The organism is Pseudomonas sp. FP2309 (assembly GCF_030687575.1).
In the GTDB taxonomy this organism is placed as follows: domain Bacteria; phylum Pseudomonadota; class Gammaproteobacteria; order Pseudomonadales; family Pseudomonadaceae; genus Aquipseudomonas.
The window spans coordinates 758,501-781,319 of record NZ_CP117439.1 but is presented as its reverse complement, the minus strand read 5'-3'; the positions used below and the strand labels follow the sequence as shown (position 1 = coordinate 781,319).

Below are 22,819 nucleotides of genomic sequence, written 5' to 3'. Positions count from 1 at the left end.
TGGCTGGGTTTTGTGGTGCTTTCGGGTGCCTTATCGCGGGCAAGCCCGCGCTGGGCGCGCCTGGGTTTATTTACCCAGTGAAATCTTGGGCGCCCAGGTCAGCCACTCATCTTCAAATTTGTCGAACAACGGGAACGTCTGCTGCGGCCGTGCGGCGCTGCCCATCCGTTCACCGTCCGGGGTGGCGAAGGCGATGCCCCCGGCGACCAGGGTCTCCAGAGACTCAGTGCGCACAGTCGCGCCCTTGAACAGGCCGAAGTCCAGACCGAAGCCGCTGGTGTTCCAGAAACGGCTGCCCCCGCGCACCAGGGGCGCGTATTTGGGCTCGATCAGGATGTGGATCAATACACGGTCAGCGGTCTGTCCCAACTCATAGCCCGTGACCTTGCCCACGGTGACTTCCCGGTAGGTGACCGGCACGCCTTCTTTCAGCGAGCCACGACGGGCGGCGCTGAGGGTGAGGCTCAGGCCTGCTTCCTGGTGGACGGCTTCAGGTGGCTGGTCCAGCGCGACGAAACTCTTTTGCGGGCCTGCGTTTTTCGCCGCCGGCTGTACCTCAATATATTGCCCGGTAACCAGGGTTTCCAGGTTTGAGGTTTTCATCAGGCCCAGCTCGGGCTTGACCACCCAGAACTGACTGCCGACACGCGCAATGCGATCAGCAACCTGGGTGATACGCGCGCTGAGCAACACCGACTGCATGTCGGCACTCAGGTCGACGCTCTCGATCTTGCCGACGTCCAGGCCTTTGAAACGCACGGGCGTGCCGGGGCGCATGCCATCAGCGCGGTCGACCTTAATGGTCACCAAGGTGCCGTGCTGATTGGCCGCTTCGCGATCAGGGAACAGGCGGAAGCGTGGAATGCGTTTTTTCAGCGGTACGTTCGGTTGCGGGGTCTCGAAGGCAATACCGCCGGCCATCAAACTGGCCAGGGACTCACTCTTGACCTGGATGCCGCCCGTCAGGCCGCCGGTCAGGGTGACACCGCTGGCGTTCCAGAAACGCGTCGAACCGTTGACCAGATTTTCGTATTCTTTCTCGATGTGTACGCCGATCACCAGTTGCTTGTTTTTGCGCGAGAACTGGTAACTCTGCACCGAACCGACTTTGACCTGCTTGTAGAGAATCGGACTGCCGACATCCAGGGAGCCGAGGTTATCGGTGAACAGCACCATATGCAGGCCAGGGGAGCGCAAATCCAACGGCGGCGCCTTGGCACGGGCGACAAATTCACGTTGCGGAGCACTGCCTTTGTCGCCAGGGCGAATGGCGATGTAGTTACCTTTTACCAAGGCTTCCAGGCCGGTGATGCCTGCCAGGGAGATGGACGGTTTGACCACCCAGAACTGAGTGTCCTGCACCAGATAATCTTCGGCCAAGGGGTCGAGGGTCAACTCGGCGTTGGCGCTGGACAGGTCTGGATCAATCTTCAGGGTTTTCAGGCTGCCGACCTGAATACCTTTGTACATGACCGGTGTGCGCCCGGCTTGCAGGCCTTCGAAATCAGTGAGCTTGACTTTGACACGAATGCCAGCGGCAGCGGCGTCGAAGTCTTCATATAGACGGAAGGGCAGGCTCGGATCGGTTGGCGGGCTGTCCTTGCGATTTTCCGGCGTGGCGAAGGCAATACCACCGGCGACAATGCTGGAAAGGGACTCGCTGCGCACCTTTACGCCGGAGAGGTTGGCGTCAATGCTGATGCCGCTGGCATTCCAGAAACGTGTGTGTTTGCGCACCAGGCTGGCATACGTGGGCTCGATGTAGACCTTGATTTCGACCGTGCTCTGGTCCTCGGACAGCAGGTAGCTTTTGACCTGGCCGACTTGGATCTGCTTATAGAACACCGGGCTGCCACGGTTGAGCGAGCCGAGACGGTCGGCCTTGATCGTCAGGTGCAGGCCGGGCTTGGCGTCGGATAACGGTGGCTCTTCGGAAAGTGCCTTGAATTTGCGTGTGGGTTCACCATCGCCAGGGCTGGCGGCGATGTAGTTACCCGAGACCAGGGTTTCCAAACCGGTGATGCCAGCGAGGGTGACACTGGGTTTGACCAACCAGAAGCGCGTATTGGTCTTAAGGTATTGATCGACGTCCTTGTTCATCTCGATGGTGGCGATCACCCCGCGATTGTTTCCCTCGTCGTCCAGAGCGAGTGCCTTGACCTTACCCACAGGCATGCCTTTGTAGACCACCTCAGTCTTGTTGACCTGGATCCCTTCGCCGCTTTCAAAGCGTACTTGGATCTCGATGCCCTGCTGGGAATAGGCGCGCCATCCCAACCAGCCGCCGATGATCAGGGCAATCAGGGGTAATACCCAAATGGCTGACCAGTTGGAGGCTGGGCGGGTTTTAGCTTTAGGTAGGTCACTCATGGTCGTCATCCGACTCCGTGTTATCCCAAATCAGTCGGGGATCGAAAGTTACAGCGGCAAGCATCGTCAATATCACCACACTGGCGAACGCCGCAGCGCCGAGGTTGGCCTCGATACTTGCAAGTCGTCCAAAGTTAACGACCGCCACCAGGATGGCGATCACGAAGATATCCAACATGGACCAGCGCCCAATGAATTCGATAAAGCGGTACATCACAATGCGCTGTTGCGCAGAAAGCGGTTGGTGACGCTGCACCGAAAACAGTAGCAGACCAATGCCCACGAGCTTAAAGGTCGGCACCAGAATACTGGCGATGAATACCACGGCGGCGATGGGGTACATCCCATGCTGCACCAACTCTATGACGCCCGCCATGATCGTACTGGGAGAGCCCTGGCCGAGGGTGTTGATCGTCATGATCGGCAACAGGTTGGCAGGGATGTACAAAATCGCCGCGGTGACCAGCAAGGCCCACGTTCGCGCGAGGCTGTTGGGGCGACGGGCGTGGATCAACGCACCGCAACGGGTGCAGATTTGCTCATCGGTGTCCGGTTCCTGCTTGTTCAACTCGTGGCATTCGGTACAGATCAGAATACCCGCATCAATCGCCCGCATGATCATCGTCCCCTGACAGTGCTTGCCAGATCTGGTGCGGCGACATTACCACTTCAAGCAGAACCTGAACCATTAATAGACTGACGAAGCAGACCAGACCGAGACCAATCGTAATTGAGGCCATATCGGCTAGTTTTACGATCGCCACCAGCACGCCCATCAGATAGACCTCCAACATCCCCCAATCCTTCATATAGTGGTAGATGCGGTACAGCAACAGTCCGTAGCTGCGGCCAATCTTCCATCTAATACTGAGCAACACGGCTAGTTGGCAGAGCAACTTGAGCAAGGGAATACCCATGCTGCACAGAAACACTACCGCGGCGACTCCCTGCATACCGGTATCGAACAAGCCGACAACGCCACTCCATACGGTGTCCTCTGAGGACTGCCCGAGTAGATTGAGTTGCATGATGGGTAGAAAGTTCGCAGGGATGTATAGCAGCAGTGCAGCAAGTACCAACGCGAGACTGCGCTCAACGACGTTGTGGCGGTGAGCGTAGAGTTCGTAACCGCAACGCGGGCACTGGGCTTTTTCGCCGAGGGCAAGCACGGGTTTGCGCATCAGCAAATCACACTCGTGGCATGCCACCAGGTCTGCCAGTGGTAAATCCGACATCTCGAGGGCATCCACCGGATCGGACATAAATAGGGCTCTGGCTCTAAAAAAGGTTAGGTGCCTATTCTAGTGGTCTGGTTCAGAAATAACTGTGCAAATTTGTCGGTCACTAAAGGGTCGTTGCTTTCCGAGCGCCCAAAACAAAACCCCTGTCTGCGTGAGCAAACAGGGGTTCTGGAATTTAATCTTGACGATGACCTACTCTCACATGGGGAAACCCCACACTACCATCGGCGATGCATCGTTTCACTACTGAGTTCGGGATGGGATCAGGTGGTTCCAATGCTCTATGGTCGTCAAGAAATTCGGGTACTGACTCGTGACCAAACGGCCTCGCTTCAGCAAATTGGGTATGTGACAGCTTTCGGTGTTTTGCGATCTACAAACTTTCGGTTCGTCTCGTCTTCACACACCGCAATCTGATGCCTTTTCAGGTTCTCAAATTGCTTGGGTGTTATATGGTCAAGCCTCACGGGCAATTAGTATTGGTTAGCTCAACGCCTCACAGCGCTTACACACCCAACCTATCAACGTCGTAGTCTTCGACGGCCCTTCAGGGAACTCAAGGTTCCAGTGAGATCTCATCTTGAGGCTAGTTTCCCGCTTAGATGCTTTCAGCGGTTATCTATTCCGAACATAGCTACCCGGCAATGCCACTGGCGTGACAACCGGAACACCAGAGGTTCGTCCACTCCGGTCCTCTCGTACTAGGAGCAGCCCCTCTCAAATCTCAAACGTCCACGGCAGATAGGGACCGAACTGTCTCACGACGTTCTAAACCCAGCTCGCGTACCACTTTAAATGGCGAACAGCCATACCCTTGGGACCGGCTTCAGCCCCAGGATGTGATGAGCCGACATCGAGGTGCCAAACACCGCCGTCGATATGAACTCTTGGGCGGTATCAGCCTGTTATCCCCGGAGTACCTTTTATCCGTTGAGCGATGGCCCTTCCATACAGAACCACCGGATCACTAAGACCTACTTTCGTACCTGCTCGACGTGTCTGTCTCGCAGTCAAGCGCGCTTTTGCCTTTATACTCTACGACCGATTTCCGACCGGTCTGAGCGCACCTTCGTACTCCTCCGTTACTCTTTAGGAGGAGACCGCCCCAGTCAAACTACCCACCATACACTGTCCTCGATCCGGATAACGGACCTGAGTTAGAACCTCAAAGTTGCCAGGGTGGTATTTCAAGGTTGGCTCCACGCGAACTGGCGTCCACGCTTCAAAGCCTCCCACCTATCCTACACAAGCAAATTCAAAGTCCAGTGCAAAGCTATAGTAAAGGTTCACGGGGTCTTTCCGTCTAGCCGCGGATACACTGCATCTTCACAGCGATTTCAATTTCACTGAGTCTCGGGTGGAGACAGCGCCGCCATCGTTACGCCATTCGTGCAGGTCGGAACTTACCCGACAAGGAATTTCGCTACCTTAGGACCGTTATAGTTACGGCCGCCGTTTACCGGGGCTTCGATCAAGAGCTTCGCGTTAGCTAACCCCATCAATTAACCTTCCGGCACCGGGCAGGCGTCACACCCTATACGTCCACTTTCGTGTTTGCAGAGTGCTGTGTTTTTAATAAACAGTCGCAGCGGCCTGGTATCTTCGACCGGCATGAGCTTACGGAGCAAGTCCTTCACCCTCACCGGCGCACCTTCTCCCGAAGTTACGGTGCCATTTTGCCTAGTTCCTTCACCCGAGTTCTCTCAAGCGCCTTGGTATTCTCTACCCAACCACCTGTGTCGGTTTGGGGTACGGTTCCTGGTTACCTGAAGCTTAGAAGCTTTTCTTGGAAGCATGGCATCAACCACTTCGTTAACTAAAAGTTAACTCGTCATCAGCTCTCGGCCTTAGAATCCCGGATTTACCTAAGATTCCAGCCTACCACCTTAAACTTGGACAACCAACGCCAAGCTGGCCTAGCCTTCTCCGTCCCTCCATCGCAATAACCAGAAGTACAGGAATATTAACCTGTTTTCCATCGACTACGCTTTTCAGCCTCGCCTTAGGGACCGACTAACCCTGCGTCGATTAACGTTGCGCAGGAAACCTTGGTCTTTCGGCGTGGGTGTTTTTCACACCCATTGTCGTTACTCATGTCAGCATTCGCACTTCTGATACCTCCAGCAAGCTTCTCAACTCACCTTCACAGGCTTACAGAACGCTCCTCTACCGCATCACTTACGTGATACCCGTAGCTTCGGTGTATGGTTTGAGCCCCGTTACATCTTCCGCGCAGGCCGACTCGACTAGTGAGCTATTACGCTTTCTTTAAAGGGTGGCTGCTTCTAAGCCAACCTCCTAGCTGTCTAAGCCTTCCCACATCGTTTCCCACTTAACCATAACTTTGGGACCTTAGCTGACGGTCTGGGTTGTTTCCCTTTTCACGACGGACGTTAGCACCCGCCGTGTGTCTCCCATGCTCGGCACTTGTAGGTATTCGGAGTTTGCATCGGTTTGGTAAGTCGGGATGACCCCCTAGCCGAAACAGTGCTCTACCCCCTACAGTGATACATGAGGCGCTACCTAAATAGCTTTCGAGGAGAACCAGCTATCTCCGAGCTTGATTAGCCTTTCACTCCGATCCACAGGTCATCCGCTAACTTTTCAACGGTAGTCGGTTCGGTCCTCCAGTTAGTGTTACCCAACCTTCAACCTGCCCATGGATAGATCGCCCGGTTTCGGGTCTATTCCCAGCGACTAGACGCCCTATTAAGACTCGCTTTCGCTACGCCTCCCCTATTCGGTTAAGCTCGCCACTGAAAATAAGTCGCTGACCCATTATACAAAAGGTACGCAGTCACCCAACAAAGTGGGCTCCCACTGCTTGTACGCATACGGTTTCAGGATCTATTTCACTCCCCTCTCCGGGGTTCTTTTCGCCTTTCCCTCACGGTACTAGTTCACTATCGGTCAGTCAGTAGTATTTAGCCTTGGAGGATGGTCCCCCCATATTCAGACAAAGTTTCTCGTGCTCCGTCCTACTCGATTTCATGACTAAGAGATTTTCGCGTACAGGGCTATCACCCACTATGGCCGCACTTTCCAGAGCGTTCCGCTAATCTCAAAGCCACTTAAGGGCTAGTCCCCGTTCGCTCGCCACTACTAAGGGAATCTCGGTTGATTTCTTTTCCTCAGGGTACTTAGATGTTTCAGTTCCCCTGGTTCGCCTCTTGCACCTATGTATTCAGTACAAGATAACCATCTTATGATGGCTGGGTTCCCCCATTCAGACATCTCCGGATCAAAGTCTGTTTGCCGACTCCCCGAAGCTTTTCGCAGGCTACCACGTCTTTCATCGCCTCTGACTGCCAAGGCATCCACCGTATGCGCTTCTTCACTTGACCATATAACCCCAAGCAATCTGGTTATACTGTGAAGACAACATTCGCCGAAAATTTGTAATGAATCACAAATTTTACCTTAGCCTGATCCGTTACCAGTGAAAGTAACGTTCAGTCTATCTTTCTATCACATACCCAAATTTTTAAAGAACGATCTAATCAAAGACTAGAAATCAATATTCAGAATCGAATATTCATTTCTAAACTCTAACGAAATAAGCCGCCTAAACGCATACCTATCGTCTTCTTCAATGAATCAAGCAATTCGTGTGGGAACTTATGGAGCAGCTGATGTCGTCGATTAAGGAGGTGATCCAGCCGCAGGTTCCCCTACGGCTACCTTGTTACGACTTCACCCCAGTCATGAATCACACCGTGGTAACCGTCCTCCCGAAGGTTAGACTAGCTACTTCTGGTGCAACCCACTCCCATGGTGTGACGGGCGGTGTGTACAAGGCCCGGGAACGTATTCACCGCGACATTCTGATTCGCGATTACTAGCGATTCCGACTTCACGCAGTCGAGTTGCAGACTGCGATCCGGACTACGATCGGTTTTGTGGGATTAGCTCCACCTCGCGGCTTGGCAACCCTCTGTACCGACCATTGTAGCACGTGTGTAGCCCAGGCCGTAAGGGCCATGATGACTTGACGTCATCCCCACCTTCCTCCGGTTTGTCACCGGCAGTCTCCTTAGAGTGCCCACCATTACGTGCTGGTAACTAAGGACAAGGGTTGCGCTCGTTACGGGACTTAACCCAACATCTCACGACACGAGCTGACGACAGCCATGCAGCACCTGTCTCAATGTTCCCGAAGGCACCAATCTATCTCTAGAAAGTTCATTGGATGTCAAGGCCTGGTAAGGTTCTTCGCGTTGCTTCGAATTAAACCACATGCTCCACCGCTTGTGCGGGCCCCCGTCAATTCATTTGAGTTTTAACCTTGCGGCCGTACTCCCCAGGCGGTCAACTTAATGCGTTAGCTGCGCCACTAAGAGCTCAAGGCTCCCAACGGCTAGTTGACATCGTTTACGGCGTGGACTACCAGGGTATCTAATCCTGTTTGCTCCCCACGCTTTCGCACCTCAGTGTCAGTGTTGGTCCAGGTGGTCGCCTTCGCCACTGGTGTTCCTTCCTATATCTACGCATTTCACCGCTACACAGGAAATTCCACCACCCTCTACCACACTCTAGTCAGTCAGTTTTGAATGCAGTTCCCAGGTTGAGCCCGGGATTTCACATCCAACTTAACAAACCACCTACGCGCGCTTTACGCCCAGTAATTCCGATTAACGCTTGCACCCTCTGTATTACCGCGGCTGCTGGCACAGAGTTAGCCGGTGCTTATTCTGTCGGTAACGTCAAAACAATCACGTATTAGGTAACTGCCCTTCCTCCCAACTTAAAGTGCTTTACAATCCGAAGACCTTCTTCACACACGCGGCATGGCTGGATCAGGCTTTCGCCCATTGTCCAATATTCCCCACTGCTGCCTCCCGTAGGAGTCTGGACCGTGTCTCAGTTCCAGTGTGACTGATCATCCTCTCAGACCAGTTACGGATCGTCGCCTTGGTGAGCCATTACCTCACCAACTAGCTAATCCGACCTAGGCTCATCTGATAGCGCAAGGCCCGAAGGTCCCCTGCTTTCTCCCGTAGGACGTATGCGGTATTAGCGTCCGTTTCCGAACGTTATCCCCCACTACCAGGCAGATTCCTAGGCATTACTCACCCGTCCGCCGCTCTCAAGAGAAGCAAGCTTCTCTCTACCGCTCGACTTGCATGTGTTAGGCCTGCCGCCAGCGTTCAATCTGAGCCATGATCAAACTCTTCAGTTCAAACATCTTTGGGTTTTTAAGAAACCCTAAACTTGGCTCAGCAATCGTTGGTTACATCTTTGATTTCTCGCGGAGTAACTTGTGATGCTGATAATCTTGTTGACTATCAGTCTGACTCCACAAGCACCCACACGAATTGCTTGATTCAGTTGTTAAAGAGCGGTTGGTTAAGAGCTTTCGTCTCAACCGAGGCGCGCATTCTACAGCAGCCTCACTTGCTGTCAAGTGATTATTTTCAGAAGCTTTCGAAGATTTCTTCAACAACTTCAACCACTTGCGCTTCAGATCTCTCTTCAGCGGGAGGCGAATTCTACAGCGTTACACGCTGCTGTCAACACCTCTTTTTCAACTTCCTTTTGGCTTCGATGAACTGAAGCACCTTACTGCCGAAAACCGCTTAACTCATTGTTTACCAAAGAGTTTTCCGTTTCGACCGCGCCGGAAGTGGGGCGAATTATAGGCTTCCAGAATCTGGCGTCAACCTTCTTTTTCATATTTCTGTCATGTGGGTCAAAAAAGCCCCATAACGCGAAAAACCGGCCCCACAGGGACCGGCTTCTCAGTTGCCGAGCCTTATAGGCTAGGAAAGGCGAACTGCGACGCCTCATGGCTGGCACGCTGGGGCCAACGCTGGGTAATCGCCTTACGACGGGTATAGAAACGTACTCCATCCGGCCCATAAGCATGCAAGTCACCAAACAATGAACGCTTCCAGCCGCCAAAACTGTGATACGCCACTGGCACCGGCAATGGAACATTCACCCCGACCATGCCAACTTCAATCTCGTCACAGAACAGACGCGCCGCTTCACCGTCGCGGGTGAAGATGCAGGTACCGTTGCCATATTCGTGATCGTTGATCAGTTGCATCGCAGCTTCCAGGCTCTCCACCCGCACCACGCACAATACCGGCCCGAATATCTCTTCTTTATAGATGCGCATCTCAGGCGTCACACGATCAAACAAGCTACCGCCGAGGAAGAACCCCTCTTCATGTCCGGCAACACTCAAACCACGACCATCAACAACCAACTCTGCGCCCGCCGACACACCTTCTTCTATATAGCCACTGACCTTAGCCCGTGCCTGCCCCGTCACCAATGGCCCCATATCCAGGCCGCACGAAGTACCCGCGCCGATCTTCAGCGCCTTGACCTGCGGCACCAGCTTGGCGATCAACGCGTCCGCCACCTGGTCGCCCACGCATACAGCTACCGAGATCGCCATGCAGCGCTCACCGCAAGAACCATATGCTGCGCCCATCAAGGCACTGACTGCATTGTCCAGGTCCGCATCCGGCATCAGCACCGCATGGTTCTTCGCACCACCCAACGCCTGCACGCGTTTGCCACGCTTGGTCGCCTCAGCATAGATATACTCGGCAATCGGCGTCGAACCCACAAAGCTCAGCGCTTTGACTTCGGGCGCTTCGATCAAGGCATCCACCGCTCCCTTGTCTCCGTGCACCACACTCAGCACACCTTTGGGCAGGCCAGCCTCCTGCAGCAACTGCGCGATCAATAATGTTGAGCTCGGATCACGCTCGGAGGGTTTGAGGATGAAGCAGTTACCGCACACGATCGCCAGTGGATACATCCACAACGGCACCATCGCAGGGAAGTTGAACGGTGTAATACCGGCCACTACGCCCAATGGCTGAAAGTCCGACCAGGCATCAATGTTCGGCCCAACGTTACGGCTGTATTCACCTTTGAGAATTTCTGGCGCCGAGCACGCGTACTCCACGTTCTCGATCCCGCGCTTTAACTCACCCGCGGCGTCTTCCAACGTCTTGCCATGCTCTTCGCTGATGAGTTGCGAGATACGCGCCTCGTTCTGCTCCAGCAACTGCTTGAAACGAAACATCACCTGAGCACGCTTGGCCGCTGGCGTATTACGCCAGGCTGGGAAAGCCTCCTTGGCCGAGTCGATTGCACGCTGGATGGTTTCACGACTGGCCAATGGCACTTGATGAATGACCTGCCCAGTGGACGGGTTGTACACGTCGGCACTACGACCGTTATCGTTGACCAACTCACCGTTAATCAAATGCTGGATAAGGCTCATGCAGGGCTCCTGAAAAGTTGTTCTATATAGAAAGAGAAATCAGTCGATCTTGTTCAGCACTTCGCCGACCGCATCAAACAGGCGATCCAGGTCCTGCGCCTTGCTGTTGAAGGTTGGCCCGAACTGCAAGGTGTCGCCGCCAAAACGCACGTAGAACCCAGCTTTCCACAAGGCCATACCGGCCTCAAATGGACGCACGATGGCATCGCCGTCACGGGCGGCAATCTGGATTGCACCAGCCAGGCCGTAGTTACGAATGTCGATCACGTTCTTACTGCCTTTCAAACCATGCAGCGCATTCTCAAAGTGCGGGGCGACTTCAGCGACGCTCTGCACCAGGTTTTCTTTCTGCAACAGGTCCAACGCTGCGAGGCCTGCCGCGCACGCCACCGGGTGCGCCGAATAGGTGTAGCCGTGGGGGAATTCCACCGCGTACTCCGGCGTCGCCTGGTTCATGAAGGTCTGATAAATCTCGCTGCTGGCAATCACCGCGCCCATGGGAATCGCCCCGTTGGTGACTTGCTTGGCGATGCACATCAGGTCCGGGGTCACGCCGAAACTGTCGGCACCGAACATCGAACCGGTACGGCCGAAACCGGTGATAACTTCGTCAAACACCAACAGGATGTTGTGCTGATCGCAAATTTCACGCAGTCGTTTGAGGTAGCCCTGTGGCGGCACCAGCACGCCCGCGGAACCGGCCATCGGTTCGACAAACACCGCAGCGATATTCGACGCGTCATGCAGCTCGATCAGCTTGAGCAACTCCTCGGCCAAAGCGATACCGCCCTGCTCCGGCATCCCGCGGGAAAACGCATTGCTCGCCAGCAAGGTGTGCGGCAGATGATCAACATCCATCATCGCCTGACCAAACATCTTACGGTTACCGTTAACGCCGCCCAAGCTGGTGCCGGCGATGTTCACACCATGGTAGCCACGGGCACGGCCGATCATCTTGGTCTTGGTGGCCTGGCCTTTCAGGCGCCAATAGGCACGCACCATTTTCACAGCGGTATCGGCGCATTCGGAACCTGAGTCGGTGAAGAACACGTGGTTCAGGTTACCAGGGGTCAGGTCGGTAATTTTTTCCGCCAACTGGAAGGACAATGGATGACCGTATTGAAAGCCTGGAGAGTAGTCCAAAGTGCCCAGTTGCTTGGCCACGGCCTCCTGGATTTCCTTACGCGTATGCCCGGCGCCGCAAGTCCACAGGCCCGACAACGAGTCGTACACCTTGCGTCCCTTGTCATCGGTCAACCAGCTGCCTTCGGCGGCCACGATCAGACGCGGATCACGCTGAAAGTTACGGTTGGCGGTGTAAGGCATCCAGTGCGCGTCCAACTTCAGTTGGCTGGCCAGGGACGATGGGGCGTTTTCGGGCATGTTCATCAGCAAAACCTCGCAGGGCAAACGGCAGCGTCGGGATTGAAAAGCGTTCTTGCAGCTAAATTGCCACGACGATAAAGTCTGTGAAATTCAACTCTTCTAACCTTCAGTCAGGCCGTCACTAAACTATGAACAGCCGTCGACCCGATCCCCTGGCGCAAGTCAGCGACTTTGATATCCGCCTTTTGCGCATCTTTCGCAGCGTGGTGGAGTGCGGCGGCTTCTCGGCGGCCGAGACCGTTCTCGGCATCGGCCGCTCAGCCATCAGCCAGCAGATGAGTGACCTGGAGCAGCGCCTCGGCCTAAGACTCTGCCAGCGCGGCCGCGCCGGGTTCTCCCTGACCGAAGAAGGCCGCGAGGTCTACCAATCAGCCCTGCAGCTATTAAGTGCGCTGGAAAGTTTCCGCACCGAGGTCAACGGTCTGCACCAACACTTGCGCGGCGAACTGATCATCGGCCTGACTGACAACCTGGTCACCCTGCCCCACATGCGCATCACCCACGCCCTGGCGCAATTGAAGGAACGGGGCCCGGACGTGCAGATCCAGATCCGCATGATCGCGCCCAATGAAGTCGAACAAGGTGTGCTCGACGGTCGCCTGCATGTTGGCGTGGTGCCCCAGGCCAGCGCGCTCTCGGGGTTGGAGTACCAACCGCTGTACAGCGAACGCTCCCTGCTCTACTGCGCGGTCGGCCACCCACTGTTCTATGCCGACGACAAGCAACTGGACGACGCGCGCATCGACAGCCAGGACGCCATCGCCCCCACCTTCCGCCTGCCCGCCGAAATCCAGGCTCGCTACCAGGCGCTCAACTGCACCGCCAGCGCGTCGGACCGCGAAGGCATGGCGTTTCTGATCCTCACCGGGCGCTACATCGGCTACCTGCCCGACCACTACGCCAGCCTGTGGGTGCAACAAGGCCGACTGCGCGCGCTGAAACCGACTACACGCTTTTACGATTTAAGCCTGGCATCGGTCACGCGCAAGGGTCGTCGCCCTCATTTGGTGCTGGAAAGTTTCCTGGAAAGTTTGGCCGCAACCCGCTAACTCGCGGCTTACGCAAAAAGCTGAGCAATTGGACAGTTTTTTGCAGGAGCACAAGGACCTAGAACCGTCCGCCTCGAGTTTGCCCACCATGCCACCAGAATCTTCCAGCCCCAGCGACCTGATCTACGGCCTCAACGACCGTCCTAAACCCGCGCCGGCCTTCTTGGCCGCCCTGCAACATGTGCTGGCGGCGTTCGTAGGCATCATCACGCCACCGCTGATCATTGGCTCCACCCTGGGGCTGACTGCGCATTTGCCCTACCTGATCAGCATGGCGTTGATGGTCTCCGGTGTCGGCACCTTCATTCAGGCACGCAGGCCGTTTGGAATAGGCGCGGGAATGATCTGCCTGCAAGGCACCAGCTTTGCGTTTCTCGGCGCCGTTCTGTCGGCGGGTTTCCTGGTAAAGCAACGCGGCGGCAGCCCGGAAGACATCATGGCGATGATCTTCGGCGTGTGCTTTTTCGGCGCGGTGGTGCAGATCGTACTCAGCCGTTTCATCGGCCAACTGCGCCGTGTGATTACGCCGCTGGTGACCGGCATCGTGATTACGTTGATCGGTATCAGCCTGATCAAAGTTGGCATCACTGACCTGGGCGGCGGCTTCAATGCCCCTGATTTCGGCGCACCCACCAATCTGGCGCTGGGCCTGTTCGTGGTGTTGACGATCATCCTCCTCAATCGCTCGAACACGCCGTGGGTACGCCTGTCGGCCATCATCATCGGCCTGGCCCTCGGCAGCGTGGCCGCCTGGTTCAGTGGCAAACTGGTACCGCAGGCCCTGCCCGATCTGCCTCTGGTCAGCCTGCCGATCCCGTTTCGCTTCGGGTTCAGTTTCGACTGGAGCGCTTTCCTCCCCATCGCGCTGATTTACCTGATCAGCAGCATCGAAACCGTCGGCGACCTCACTGCCAACTGCATGATCGCGCGCCAGCCCATCAGCGGCCCCGCTTATATAAGCAGGCTCAAGGGCGGCGTACTGGGTGACGGCGTAAGTTGCATGATCGCCGCGACCTTCAGCGCCTTCCCCAACACCACCTTTGCCCAGAACAACGGCGTGATCCAACTCACCGGCGTGGCCAGTCGTTACGTCGGCTTGTATATCGGCGCCGTGCTGTTTTGCCTCGGTCTGTTTCCGTTGATTGGCGCAGTACTGCAGCAAATTCCCAAGCCGGTCCTGGGCGGCGCGACCCTGGTAATGTTTGGCAGCGTGGCCGCCGCCGGCGTGCGCATCCTCGCCCAGGCACCGCTGGATCGACGCAGCATGCTGATTATCGCGACCTCATTCGGCGTAGGCCTCGGTATCGCCGCGCAACCGAACCTGTTGCACCTGATGCCGACGCTGGTGCAGAACCTGTTCGACTCGGCCATCACCAGCGGCGGCTTGACCGCCATTGTGTTGTGCCTGTTATTGCCGGAGACCAAGGCTGCCCGCACTGACGCAATCCACGCGCCGGAAAGCGACACTCTGGAAACGCTTTGACGCTTTTATTGCATCGGGACTTGTCTGAGGCTTGAGGGTGGGTTATCTGTGCACACGTCGTCTCTATCGATCAGCACGGTATTCTCCATGAGCCTCGAAGTTCCTGCCCACAGCAACCACGCCGGTAAGCCCGCCAGTCGCATTCGGCAAAAGAACGAACAAGCGATTCTCCAGGCTGCTGAAGATGAGTTCGCGCGCCATGGCTACAAGGGCACCAGCATGAACACCATTGCTGCCAGCGCCGGGCTGCCCAAGGCCAACTTGCACTACTACTTCACTAACAAGCTGGGCCTGTATATCGCAGTGCTGAGCAATATCCTCGAACTGTGGGACAGCACCTTCAACACGCTGACCGCCGAGGACGACCCCGCCGTGGCCCTCACCCGTTACATCCGCACCAAGATGGAGTTCTCGCGGCGCCAGCCTCAAGCGTCGCGGATCTTCGCCATGGAGATCATCAGCGGTGGCGAATGCCTCACCGAATATTTCAGCCAGGACTACCGCGCCTGGTTCAGCGGCCGTGCCGCCGTGTTCCAGGCCTGGATCGACGCAGGCAAGATGGACCCCGTCGACCCCGTCCACCTGATTTTCCTGCTCTGGGGCAGCACCCAGCACTATGCCGACTTCGCCACCCAGATCTGCCGCGTCACCGGTCGCAGCAAGCTGACCAAGCAAGATATGGAAGACGCCGGTACCAACCTGATCCACATCATTCTCAAAGGCTGTGGCATCAAGCCGGCCCTCTAGACGAAGCAACTTATGCCTTTCACGCTTACCGGCCTGTGCGAGTTTCGCGAAGAAATACGCAAAAGCCGCTTTATCACCCTGGCCACACCGATCACCAGCACCCAGGACGCCCAGGCGTTTTTCGAACACCACAGCGACTTGAACGCCACGCATAATTGCTGGGCCTGGAAGCTGGCCGACCAGTACCGCAGCAATGACGACGGCGAGCCTGGCGGCACCGCAGGCCGGCCGATTCTGGCGGCCATTGAAGCCCAAGGGTTTGATCAGGTCGCCGTGCTAGTGATTCGCTGGTACGGCGGCATCCAACTGGGTACCGGCGGCCTTGCCCGCGCTTATGGTGGCGGTGCGAACAAGTGCCTGCAAAACGCCGAGCGTATCGAACTGATCAGTCGCGTGCCATTGAGCTGCGGCTGTAGTTTCTCGGAGCTGAACCTGGTGAAGCTGCGCGTCGCCGAACTGGGCGGACTGGTGGTCGAAGAAACCTTCACCGCCAACGGTGTCGAACTGCAATTGGCCCTGGGCCAAGCGCAAATCGACACCCTGCAAACCCAACTGGCCGACCTGAGCCGTGGGCGCATCCTGCTGCAACGTTGAAACTGCTACTGTTGCCCACCGCCCACCCTGAACCGCGACGTTAAAGGAAGCTTTTCATGCCTACGCCAAAAACCGCATTGATCATCGGCGCTTCACGTGGCCTGGGCCTTGGCCTGGTCAAGCAATTGCTTCAAGACGGCTGGGACGTGACCGCCACCGTGCGTGATCCAAACAAGGCCGACGCCCTTGAAGCCTTGGGCCCGACGCAGATCGAGAAGCTTGACATGGACGATCAGCAAGCCGTGATCGCCCTGGCCCAACGCTTGAAAGACCACACCTTCGACCTGCTGTTCGTCAACGCCGGCGTCAAGGGCCCGGCCAATCAGGAGCCTGGCCACGCCACCCTGGCGGAAGTCGGCCAACTGTTCTTCACCAATGCCGTAGCGCCGATCAACCTGGCGCAACGTTTTGTCGGGCAGATACGCAAGGACAGCGGTGTACTGGCGTTCATGAGCTCGGTACTGGGCAGCGTGACCATCCCCGACGGCTCCGACCTGGCTCTGTACAAGGCCAGCAAAGCCGCGCTCAATTCCATGACCAACAGTTTCATCACCCAATTGGGCGACCATAAACTCACCGTGCTGTCACTGCACCCGGGCTGGGTCAAGACCGACATGGGCGGCGAAAACGCGCACATCGATGTCGACACCAGCGTGCGTGGCCTGGTGGATCAAGTGAATGCCTACACCGGCAAAGGCGGCCATCACTTCGTGGACTACAAAGGCGATACGATCGCCTGGTAAGCAACCACGAGCGTTATCGACCGATTGCCGTCGATAACGCTGCGCGCGTAGACTGCCCCCTCGCCCTCCAAGGCGACCCTGGATCAGCAGACAGGGCAACACTGAGCTGGCAAACCTGAACCCATCATTCAGAGGAGCCGGCCAATGCCCGCGACCCGTATCTGGTTAAAAAACCCCCTCGCGATTTTCACGGCCAATGGCCTCGACGCCCGTGGCGGCCTGGTGCTGCAGGACGGCGTGATTCGCGAACTGCTCGCCCTCGGGCAAGCCCCCACGCAACCCTGTACCCAGGTGTTCGATGCTCGCGAGCATGTGGTCCTTCCGGGGTTGATCAACACCCACCATCATTTCTATCAGACCCTTACCCGCGCCTGGGCGCCGGTGGTCAACCAACCCTTGTTCCCCTGGCTGAAAACCCTGTACCCGGTATGGGCGCGGCTGACGCCCGAGAAGCTGGCCCTGGCGACTAAAGTGGCCCTGGCCGAATTACTGCTCTCTGGCTGCACCACCGCCGCCGATCACCACTATCTGTTCCCCGACGGCCTGGAAAATGCCATCGATGTGCAAGTCGCCAGCGTGCGCGAACTGGGCATGCGCGCCATGCTCACCCGAGGTTCCATGAGCCTGGGCGAAGCCGACGGTGGCCTGCCGCCGCAGCAGACCGTGCAACAGGGCCAGGTTATCCTCGATGACAGCCAACGCCTGATCCGCGCATACCACGAGCGTGACGATGGTGCGCAGATTCAGATTGCCCTGGCGCCCTGCTCGCCTTTCTCGGTCACCCCCGAAATCATGCGCGCCAGTGCCGATCTGGCCGCAGACCTGGATGTGCGCCTGCACACCCATCTGGCCGAGACCCTCGACGAAGAAGACTTCTGCCTGCAACGCTTTGGCCTGCGTACCGTGGATTACCTCGACAGCGTCGGCTGGCTCGGCCCGCGTACCTGGCTGGCCCACGGTATCCACTTCAACCCGGATGAAATTGCACGTCTCGGCAGGGCCGGTACCGGTATCTGCCATTGCCCAAGCTCAAACATGCGCCTGGCCTCCGGTATCTGCCCGACCCTGGATTTGCTCGCCGCGGGCGCACCGATCGGCCTGGGCGTGGACGGCTCCGCGTCCAACGATGCGTCCAACATGATCCTCGAAACGCGCCAGGCTCTATACATCCAGCGCCTGCGTTACGGCGCAGAAAAAATCACCCCCGAAGGCGTGCTCGGCTGGGCCACCCAAGGTTCGGCGCAGTTGCTGGGGCGTACGGATATCGGTGAGTTGGCCGTTGGCAAACAGGCTGACCTGGCGCTGTTCAAACTCGATGAACTGCGTTTTTCCGGCAGCCATGATCCGATTTCCGCGTTGCTGCTGTGCGGCGCGGATCGTGCGGACCGGGTGATGATCGGCGGCATATGGCGGGTCATCGACGGGCAGGTCGAAGGCCTGGATCTGAAAGGCTTGATCGCCGATCATAGTCAGGCCGCCCGCCAGTTGATCGCCGGAACCTGAGCCCACTAAAGTTTGGGCATAATTCCTATTTCAGAATTTTGCGTTGAGGAATGCTTGCTGCCCATGCCGTTCAGCCCTAACTGTTTCAGGCTGTTTAACCTCGCCACGGGGCATGGGCCAAGTGCTAATCTCTTACCTTTTAAGTGCCCCAAGGACATTGATGACCAATCATCAAGCTAAAGCTGAAACCCCTAGAGCCGCCGCGATTCTGGCTCGCTTCCTATCGTCGGAATCCGCTGGCGGTCTTGTGCTGATGGGCGCTGCACTCGCAGCCCTGATTGTGGCCAACTCGCCTCTCTCGCAAGGTTATTTCGCAGCCCTGCACAGTGTGTGGTTGGGCATGTCTATCGAGCACTGGGTCAATGATGGCCTGATGGCGATCTTCTTCCTGATGGTCGGACTCGAGATCAAAAGAGAGGTTCTGGCAGGCGGGCTCTCCACTTGGGGACAGCGCGCCTTGCCTGGGTTTGGTGCTGTAGGCGGCATGATTGTGCCCGCGCTGATCTACGTCGCCATCAACTGGGGTAACTCGCAGACCTTGAAGGGCTGGGCTATTCCTGCCGCTACCGACATCGCATTCGCCCTGGGCGTGCTGTCGCTACTAGGTAAGCGAGTCCCGACTTCGCTTAAGGTTTTTCTCGCCGCACTGGCGATCATTGACGACCTGGGGGCAGTGGTCATCATCGCCTTTTTCTACACCACTGGTCTTTCCATGCCGATGCTACTGGCATCGCTCGCGACCCTGGGGATTTTGATCGCAATGAACCGACTGGGGGTCAAACGATTGTTCCCGTACTTGCTGGTCGGTGGTGTGCTGTGGTTCTTCGTGCTGCAGTCGGGGGTGCATGCCACCCTTGCGGGTGTTGCCGTTGCACTGTGTGTCCCAATGGGTAAGCCGGAAGAGGAAGCCAGATCTCCACTGCTCTTCCTGGAAGAGAAGTTGCACATGTGGGTAGCGTTCGCTGTGGTGCCGATTTTCGGCTTCGCCAATGCTGGTGTTTCACTTGCCGGCATTTCCATGGAAAACCTGGTCGATCCGGTTCCGCTGGGTGTGGCGCTCGGCTTGTTGGTGGGTAAGCAGGTTGGCATTTTCCTATTGGCTGCTCTGGCCATTCGTATGGGCTTGGCCAAGCTCCCGGAAGGCAGCAGTTGGGCACAGCTTTACGGTGTTGCGCTCTTGTGTGGCATCGGCTTCACCATGAGTCTATTCATCGGAAACCTGGCGTTTGCTGGATCAGCTCACCTGATCGATGAGGTAAAAGTCGGTGTATTGATCGGTTCGACCCTGGCTGCAATCGGTGGTGTCCTGATTTTGCGACGCAGCGCTGCGCCTGCCGCCGCGCCCACTACGATTTCCAGTTAAGCGTAAGCGAGCCGGCCACAGGCTTTGTCCCTGATAGACATCCTGTGGCCGGAACATCGTCTGGTGAAATCGGTCATCGTGCTTTACGCCAACGCTACCGAGATGTCTTCTTAACCGCGAATCGGCACCCACAACTCGAGTTCAGGCAGACGACGTTGAGGCTTTACCAAAGATCGTGGTGAAGCCTTTGACGATAAGTACCGCAAGCATGCCTACGAACGCACCTACCAAGCAGTGGATACCTAGGGTTGCGACCGTTTCCCACGCCCCTGCCGCTTCGACCGCCCTCTCGGCAACATGCTGCATCGGCGCAATGCCTTCTGTGATAAACGCTCCGCCGACCAAAAACATCGCAACAGTCCCAATCCATGAAAGTGCTTTCATGAGCTTTGGTGCAGCGGACAGCAGCCATCCCCCGACGGTCCTCACCACAGAACCCCATGTACCGGTAGCTTTAGATTTTTGGAGAATAAGGCCTGCATCATCCAAGCGCACGATCCCCGCGACCAATCCGTAAACGCCCACTGTCATGACCACCGCGATCAGCGCTAACGTCAAAACCTGCTGGAGCATCGGGGCATCAGTCACGATATTCAGGGTAATAACGATGATCTCGGCGCTCAGAATGAAGTCCGTTCGTATAGCCCCTGCAATCTTGCGCTTTTCATATGCTGCAAGCTCTTCAGGTGTCTTGGGCTTGGGTTTCTTCGGTTGCCCAGTGCCATCGTCTCTACCAGTCGTGAGCTTGTCCTTGATAGCTTCAAACCCCTCGTAACAGAGATACGCGCCCCCAATCATGAGCAGCCAATGAACGGCCGCAGGCAACAGTGCATTCAACACCAAGGCACAAGGCACCAGGATTGCCTTGTTTCTCAACGACCCCTTGAATACAGCCCATACCACCGGCAGCTCTCGGTCTGCTTTCATGCCGGTAACCTGCTCAGCATTCACAGCAAGGTCGTCGCTCAGGACACTGGCCGATTTCTTTGCAGCGACTTTGCTCATGAGCGAGATGTCGTCCAGCAGTGTGGCAATGTCATCCAATAGTGCGAACAAGCTGCTGCCAGCCATCTAAGGCTCCTTGAGTTGATTAATTCTGTTCCCCGTCACCTCAGGCATACCGGGCCAATGCCCCCGTATACCGCCCCTGCGCAGGCGCAGGATTGCCCTGTCGTCATCGGGTTACGGGAAGCACCTTTCTAGACCATGGGCACATCCTGCCGTTCATCCTTGAATAGCCGTAGGCCTCAAGCAGTTCGCTGCCGACCTTGCGCGAATAAAACGAATACTCTCCTGCCGGTCAGGTTTTACCGATTATTTCAGCCATGCCCTGTAGAATGCCGCCATTGCACCTGATGAGATTTTAGCTATGTACGATTGGCTCAACGCCCTGCCCAAGGCTGAACTGCACCTGCACCTGGAAGGCTCGCTGGAGCCTGAGTTGCTGTTCGCCCTGGCCGAGCGCAACAAAATTGCGTTGCCCTGGAACGACGTCGAAACCCTGCGCAAGGCTTATGCCTTCAACAACCTGCAAGAGTTTCTCGACCTGTATTACAAAGGCGCCGATGTGCTGCGCACGTCCCAGGATTTCTACGACCTGACCTGGGCCTACCTGCTGCGCTGCAAAGAACAGAACGTGATCCACACCGAACCGTTCTTCGACCCGCAAACCCACACCGACCGTGGCGTGCCGTTCGAAGTGGTGCTTAATGGCATCGCGGCTGCGCTCAAAGACGGCGAACAGCAGCTGGGGATCACCAGCGGTTTGATCCTCAGCTTCCTGCGCCACCTGAGCGAAGACGAAGCGCAGAAAACCCTCGACCAGGCACTGCCCTTCCGTGATGCATTCGTGGCCGTGGGCCTGGACAGTTCGGAAATGGGCCACCCGCCGAGCAAATTCCAGCGCGTGTTCGACCGCGCCCGGCATGAAGGCTTCCTTACCGTAGCCCACGCTGGGGAAGAAGGCCCGCCGGAATACATCTGGGAAGCCATCGACCTGCTGAAAATCCAGCGTATCGACCATGGCGTTCGCGCCATTGAAGATGAACGTCTGATGCAGCGCATCATTGACGAACAGATCCCGCTGACCGTATGCCCGCTGTCCAACACCAAACTTTGCGTGTTCGACGACATGGCCCAGCACAATATCCTCGACATGCTCGAGCGTGGCGTAAAAGTGACAGTGAACTCCGATGACCCCGCGTACTTCGGCGGTTATGTCACCGAAAACTTCCATGCCCTGTATACCTCCCTGGGCATGACCCAGGACCAGGCCAAACGCCTGGCGCAAAACAGCCTGGATGCGCGACTCGTAAAACCCTGAGGCAATAGACCGGAACGGGCCGCAGTAACGTGCGGCCCGCGCCTATAGCCTGGCCAACCCGACGATCTGCTCCAGCCCAATGTCGGTGACCATTACCGCTTGGGACTCATTGACCAGACTGATCCAGTTCGACTGCAGGAACAATTGCAGCAACCCCGCACCAAGCGCACCGCCCAGATGCGGTTGCTGCTGACTCCAGTCAAAACAATCGCACACCAATGGCGGCACCAGCGCCTGGACATAGATACCCAGGCGCGCCAAGTGCTGCGCGCCCTTGACCGTCACGTCGATGCGACTCTCTTGGCGTTCGACCCACCCCGCGACCATCATCCGCTCATACAGCCCCGCCGCCAGTTCGCCGCCAAGGTGGCCGTGGCACAGACGCGCCTTGCGTAAAGAGGGAGGCGCCGATACGACCGGTGATGACACCTCCGGCGTGCTGCGTACCGCACTGGCCAGGGTCGTACTGGCCAGGGCGTCGATGGCGGCGCTGACATCGGCGGCCGCCACGCGAAACAGCCGCTTGCCACATCGCGCCTCGATCCGCAGCAAACCACTGCCCGTCAACCGGGCCAGATGCGCATTGGCCGAGGCCGCCGACAACCCGGCAACTGTCGCCAACTCCTGGGACGACTTGGCCGAACCGTCCATTAAGGACCAGAGCATGGCGGTACGTTTTGGCTCAGCGAGCAAGCTCGCGATCTGACTGATGCACGGTGCTTCTTCCATCTGTTCACTCCCTGTCGAGCTATTTTGGTACTGCAGTTGGGG

At 56.9% G+C, this 22,819-nt stretch carries 15 protein-coding genes and 3 rRNA genes; 8 read left to right on the top strand and 10 right to left on the bottom strand.

Annotation, left to right across the window (positions count from 1 at the left end; all coding sequences use genetic code 11):
- Nucleotides 1–66: 66 nt before the first annotated feature.
- The 8 genes from PSH59_RS03375 to PSH59_RS03340 form a co-directional block, all read right to left on the bottom strand.
- Entirely contained in the window at nucleotides 67–2,370 is a 2,304-nt protein-coding gene (locus tag PSH59_RS03375) for a PqiB family protein (protein ID WP_248074993.1), read from the bottom strand.
- Complete coding sequence (locus PSH59_RS03370; protein ID WP_248074991.1) at nucleotides 2,363–2,986, bottom strand: paraquat-inducible protein A; 624 nt, start codon at nucleotides 2,984–2,986, stop codon at nucleotides 2,363–2,365. The genes PSH59_RS03375 and PSH59_RS03370 overlap by 8 nt, the downstream gene beginning before the upstream one ends.
- A complete protein-coding gene (locus PSH59_RS03365) occupies nucleotides 2,973–3,632 on the bottom strand; it encodes a paraquat-inducible protein A (protein WP_305394309.1) in 660 nt (219 codons plus the stop codon). Before PSH59_RS03365 ends, PSH59_RS03370 begins: the two co-directional genes overlap by 14 nt.
- Nucleotides 3,633–3,790: 158 nt before the next feature.
- Nucleotides 3,791–3,906 (bottom strand): 5S ribosomal RNA (gene rrf, locus PSH59_RS03360).
- Between the two features lie 157 nt (nucleotides 3,907–4,063).
- Nucleotides 4,064–6,955, bottom strand: a 23S ribosomal RNA gene (locus tag PSH59_RS03355).
- Between the two features lie 299 nt (nucleotides 6,956–7,254).
- Nucleotides 7,255–8,790, bottom strand: a 16S ribosomal RNA gene (locus tag PSH59_RS03350).
- The 16S, 23S and 5S rRNA genes sit together here, the layout of an rRNA operon.
- 573 nt (nucleotides 8,791–9,363) lie before the next feature.
- Nucleotides 9,364–10,857: a CoA-acylating methylmalonate-semialdehyde dehydrogenase gene (locus PSH59_RS03345; protein ID WP_248077708.1), complete on the bottom strand. Its 1,494-nt coding sequence runs from the start codon at nucleotides 10,855–10,857 to the stop codon at nucleotides 9,364–9,366.
- Between the two features lie 39 nt (nucleotides 10,858–10,896).
- Nucleotides 10,897–12,246, bottom strand: a complete 1,350-nt coding sequence (locus PSH59_RS03340; protein WP_305394308.1) for an aspartate aminotransferase family protein — start codon at nucleotides 12,244–12,246, stop codon at nucleotides 10,897–10,899.
- A 125-nt stretch (nucleotides 12,247–12,371) separates the two neighbouring features.
- Between PSH59_RS03340 and PSH59_RS03335 the strand changes: the two genes are divergently transcribed.
- The 7 genes from PSH59_RS03335 to nhaA all read left to right on the top strand — a co-directional run bounded on the left by PSH59_RS03335 (nucleotide 12,372) and on the right by nhaA (nucleotide 19,725).
- Complete coding sequence (locus tag PSH59_RS03335) at nucleotides 12,372–13,292, top strand: LysR family transcriptional regulator (RefSeq protein ID WP_305394307.1); 921 nt, start codon at nucleotides 12,372–12,374, stop codon at nucleotides 13,290–13,292.
- 88 nt (nucleotides 13,293–13,380) lie between these two features.
- Complete coding sequence (locus tag PSH59_RS03330; protein WP_305394306.1) at nucleotides 13,381–14,775, top strand: uracil-xanthine permease family protein; 1,395 nt, start codon at nucleotides 13,381–13,383, stop codon at nucleotides 14,773–14,775.
- Between the two features lie 87 nt (nucleotides 14,776–14,862).
- On the top strand, nucleotides 14,863–15,522 hold the full coding sequence (locus PSH59_RS03325) for a TetR/AcrR family transcriptional regulator (protein ID WP_248077703.1): 660 nt from the start codon (nucleotides 14,863–14,865) through the stop codon (nucleotides 15,520–15,522).
- Nucleotides 15,523–15,534: 12 nt separating this feature from the next.
- Nucleotides 15,535–16,116: a YigZ family protein gene (locus PSH59_RS03320; protein ID WP_305394305.1), complete on the top strand. Its 582-nt coding sequence runs from the start codon at nucleotides 15,535–15,537 to the stop codon at nucleotides 16,114–16,116.
- 56 nt (nucleotides 16,117–16,172) lie between these two features.
- Nucleotides 16,173–16,859, top strand: coding sequence for an SDR family oxidoreductase (locus PSH59_RS03315; protein WP_305394304.1), 687 nt, complete (start codon nucleotides 16,173–16,175; stop codon nucleotides 16,857–16,859).
- Nucleotides 16,860–17,003: 144 nt separating this feature from the next.
- Nucleotides 17,004–18,362 carry an 8-oxoguanine deaminase gene (locus tag PSH59_RS03310; protein WP_305394303.1) on the top strand — a complete coding sequence of 453 codons (1,359 nt, stop codon included), beginning with the start codon at nucleotides 17,004–17,006 and terminating at the stop codon, nucleotides 18,360–18,362.
- 160 nt (nucleotides 18,363–18,522) lie between these two features.
- Entirely contained in the window at nucleotides 18,523–19,725 is a 1,203-nt protein-coding gene (gene nhaA, locus PSH59_RS03305; protein WP_248077694.1) for a Na+/H+ antiporter NhaA, read from the top strand.
- A gap of 141 nt (nucleotides 19,726–19,866) precedes the next feature.
- On the opposite strand, the gene PSH59_RS03300 is transcribed toward nhaA, so the two are convergent.
- Nucleotides 19,867–20,796, bottom strand: a complete 930-nt coding sequence (locus PSH59_RS03300; protein ID WP_248077692.1) for a DUF808 domain-containing protein — start codon at nucleotides 20,794–20,796, stop codon at nucleotides 19,867–19,869.
- Nucleotides 20,797–21,094: 298 nt separating this feature from the next.
- On the opposite strand from PSH59_RS03300, the gene PSH59_RS03295 reads away from it, so the two are divergent.
- Nucleotides 21,095–22,048, top strand: a complete 954-nt coding sequence (locus PSH59_RS03295) for an adenosine deaminase (RefSeq protein ID WP_032887105.1) — start codon at nucleotides 21,095–21,097, stop codon at nucleotides 22,046–22,048.
- Nucleotides 22,049–22,090: 42 nt separating this feature from the next.
- Here the strand turns inward: PSH59_RS03295 and PSH59_RS03290 are convergent, their stop codons facing one another.
- Nucleotides 22,091–22,777 carry a helix-turn-helix transcriptional regulator gene (locus PSH59_RS03290; RefSeq protein ID WP_248077689.1) on the bottom strand — a complete coding sequence of 229 codons (687 nt, stop codon included), beginning with the start codon at nucleotides 22,775–22,777 and terminating at the stop codon, nucleotides 22,091–22,093.
- Nucleotides 22,778–22,819 lie beyond the last annotated feature (42 nt).

What these genes read in the sequence shown, in the direction of transcription:
- PSH59_RS03375 (WP_248074993.1), bottom strand. Translation starts at nt 2,370, where the DNA reads ATGAGTGACCTACCTAAAGCTAAAACCCGCCCAGCCTCCAACTGGTCA.
- PSH59_RS03370 (WP_248074991.1), bottom strand. Translation starts at nt 2,986, where the DNA reads ATGCGGGCGATTGATGCGGGTATTCTGATCTGTACCGAATGCCACGAG.
- PSH59_RS03365 (WP_305394309.1), bottom strand. Translation starts at nt 3,632, where the DNA reads ATGTCCGATCCGGTGGATGCCCTCGAGATGTCGGATTTACCACTGGCA.
- PSH59_RS03345 (WP_248077708.1), bottom strand. Translation starts at nt 10,857, where the DNA reads ATGAGCCTTATCCAGCATTTGATTAACGGTGAGTTGGTCAACGATAAC.
- PSH59_RS03340 (WP_305394308.1), bottom strand. Translation starts at nt 12,246, where the DNA reads ATGAACATGCCCGAAAACGCCCCATCGTCCCTGGCCAGCCAACTGAAG.
- PSH59_RS03335 (WP_305394307.1), top strand. Translation starts at nt 12,372, where the DNA reads ATGAACAGCCGTCGACCCGATCCCCTGGCGCAAGTCAGCGACTTTGAT.
- PSH59_RS03330 (WP_305394306.1), top strand. Translation starts at nt 13,381, where the DNA reads ATGCCACCAGAATCTTCCAGCCCCAGCGACCTGATCTACGGCCTCAAC.
- PSH59_RS03325 (WP_248077703.1), top strand. Translation starts at nt 14,863, where the DNA reads ATGAGCCTCGAAGTTCCTGCCCACAGCAACCACGCCGGTAAGCCCGCC.
- PSH59_RS03320 (WP_305394305.1), top strand. Translation starts at nt 15,535, where the DNA reads ATGCCTTTCACGCTTACCGGCCTGTGCGAGTTTCGCGAAGAAATACGC.
- PSH59_RS03315 (WP_305394304.1), top strand. Translation starts at nt 16,173, where the DNA reads ATGCCTACGCCAAAAACCGCATTGATCATCGGCGCTTCACGTGGCCTG.
- PSH59_RS03310 (WP_305394303.1), top strand. Translation starts at nt 17,004, where the DNA reads ATGCCCGCGACCCGTATCTGGTTAAAAAACCCCCTCGCGATTTTCACG.
- nhaA (WP_248077694.1), top strand. Translation starts at nt 18,523, where the DNA reads ATGACCAATCATCAAGCTAAAGCTGAAACCCCTAGAGCCGCCGCGATT.
- PSH59_RS03300 (WP_248077692.1), bottom strand. Translation starts at nt 20,796, where the DNA reads ATGGCTGGCAGCAGCTTGTTCGCACTATTGGATGACATTGCCACACTG.
- PSH59_RS03295 (WP_032887105.1), top strand. Translation starts at nt 21,095, where the DNA reads ATGTACGATTGGCTCAACGCCCTGCCCAAGGCTGAACTGCACCTGCAC.
- PSH59_RS03290 (WP_248077689.1), bottom strand. Translation starts at nt 22,777, where the DNA reads ATGGAAGAAGCACCGTGCATCAGTCAGATCGCGAGCTTGCTCGCTGAG.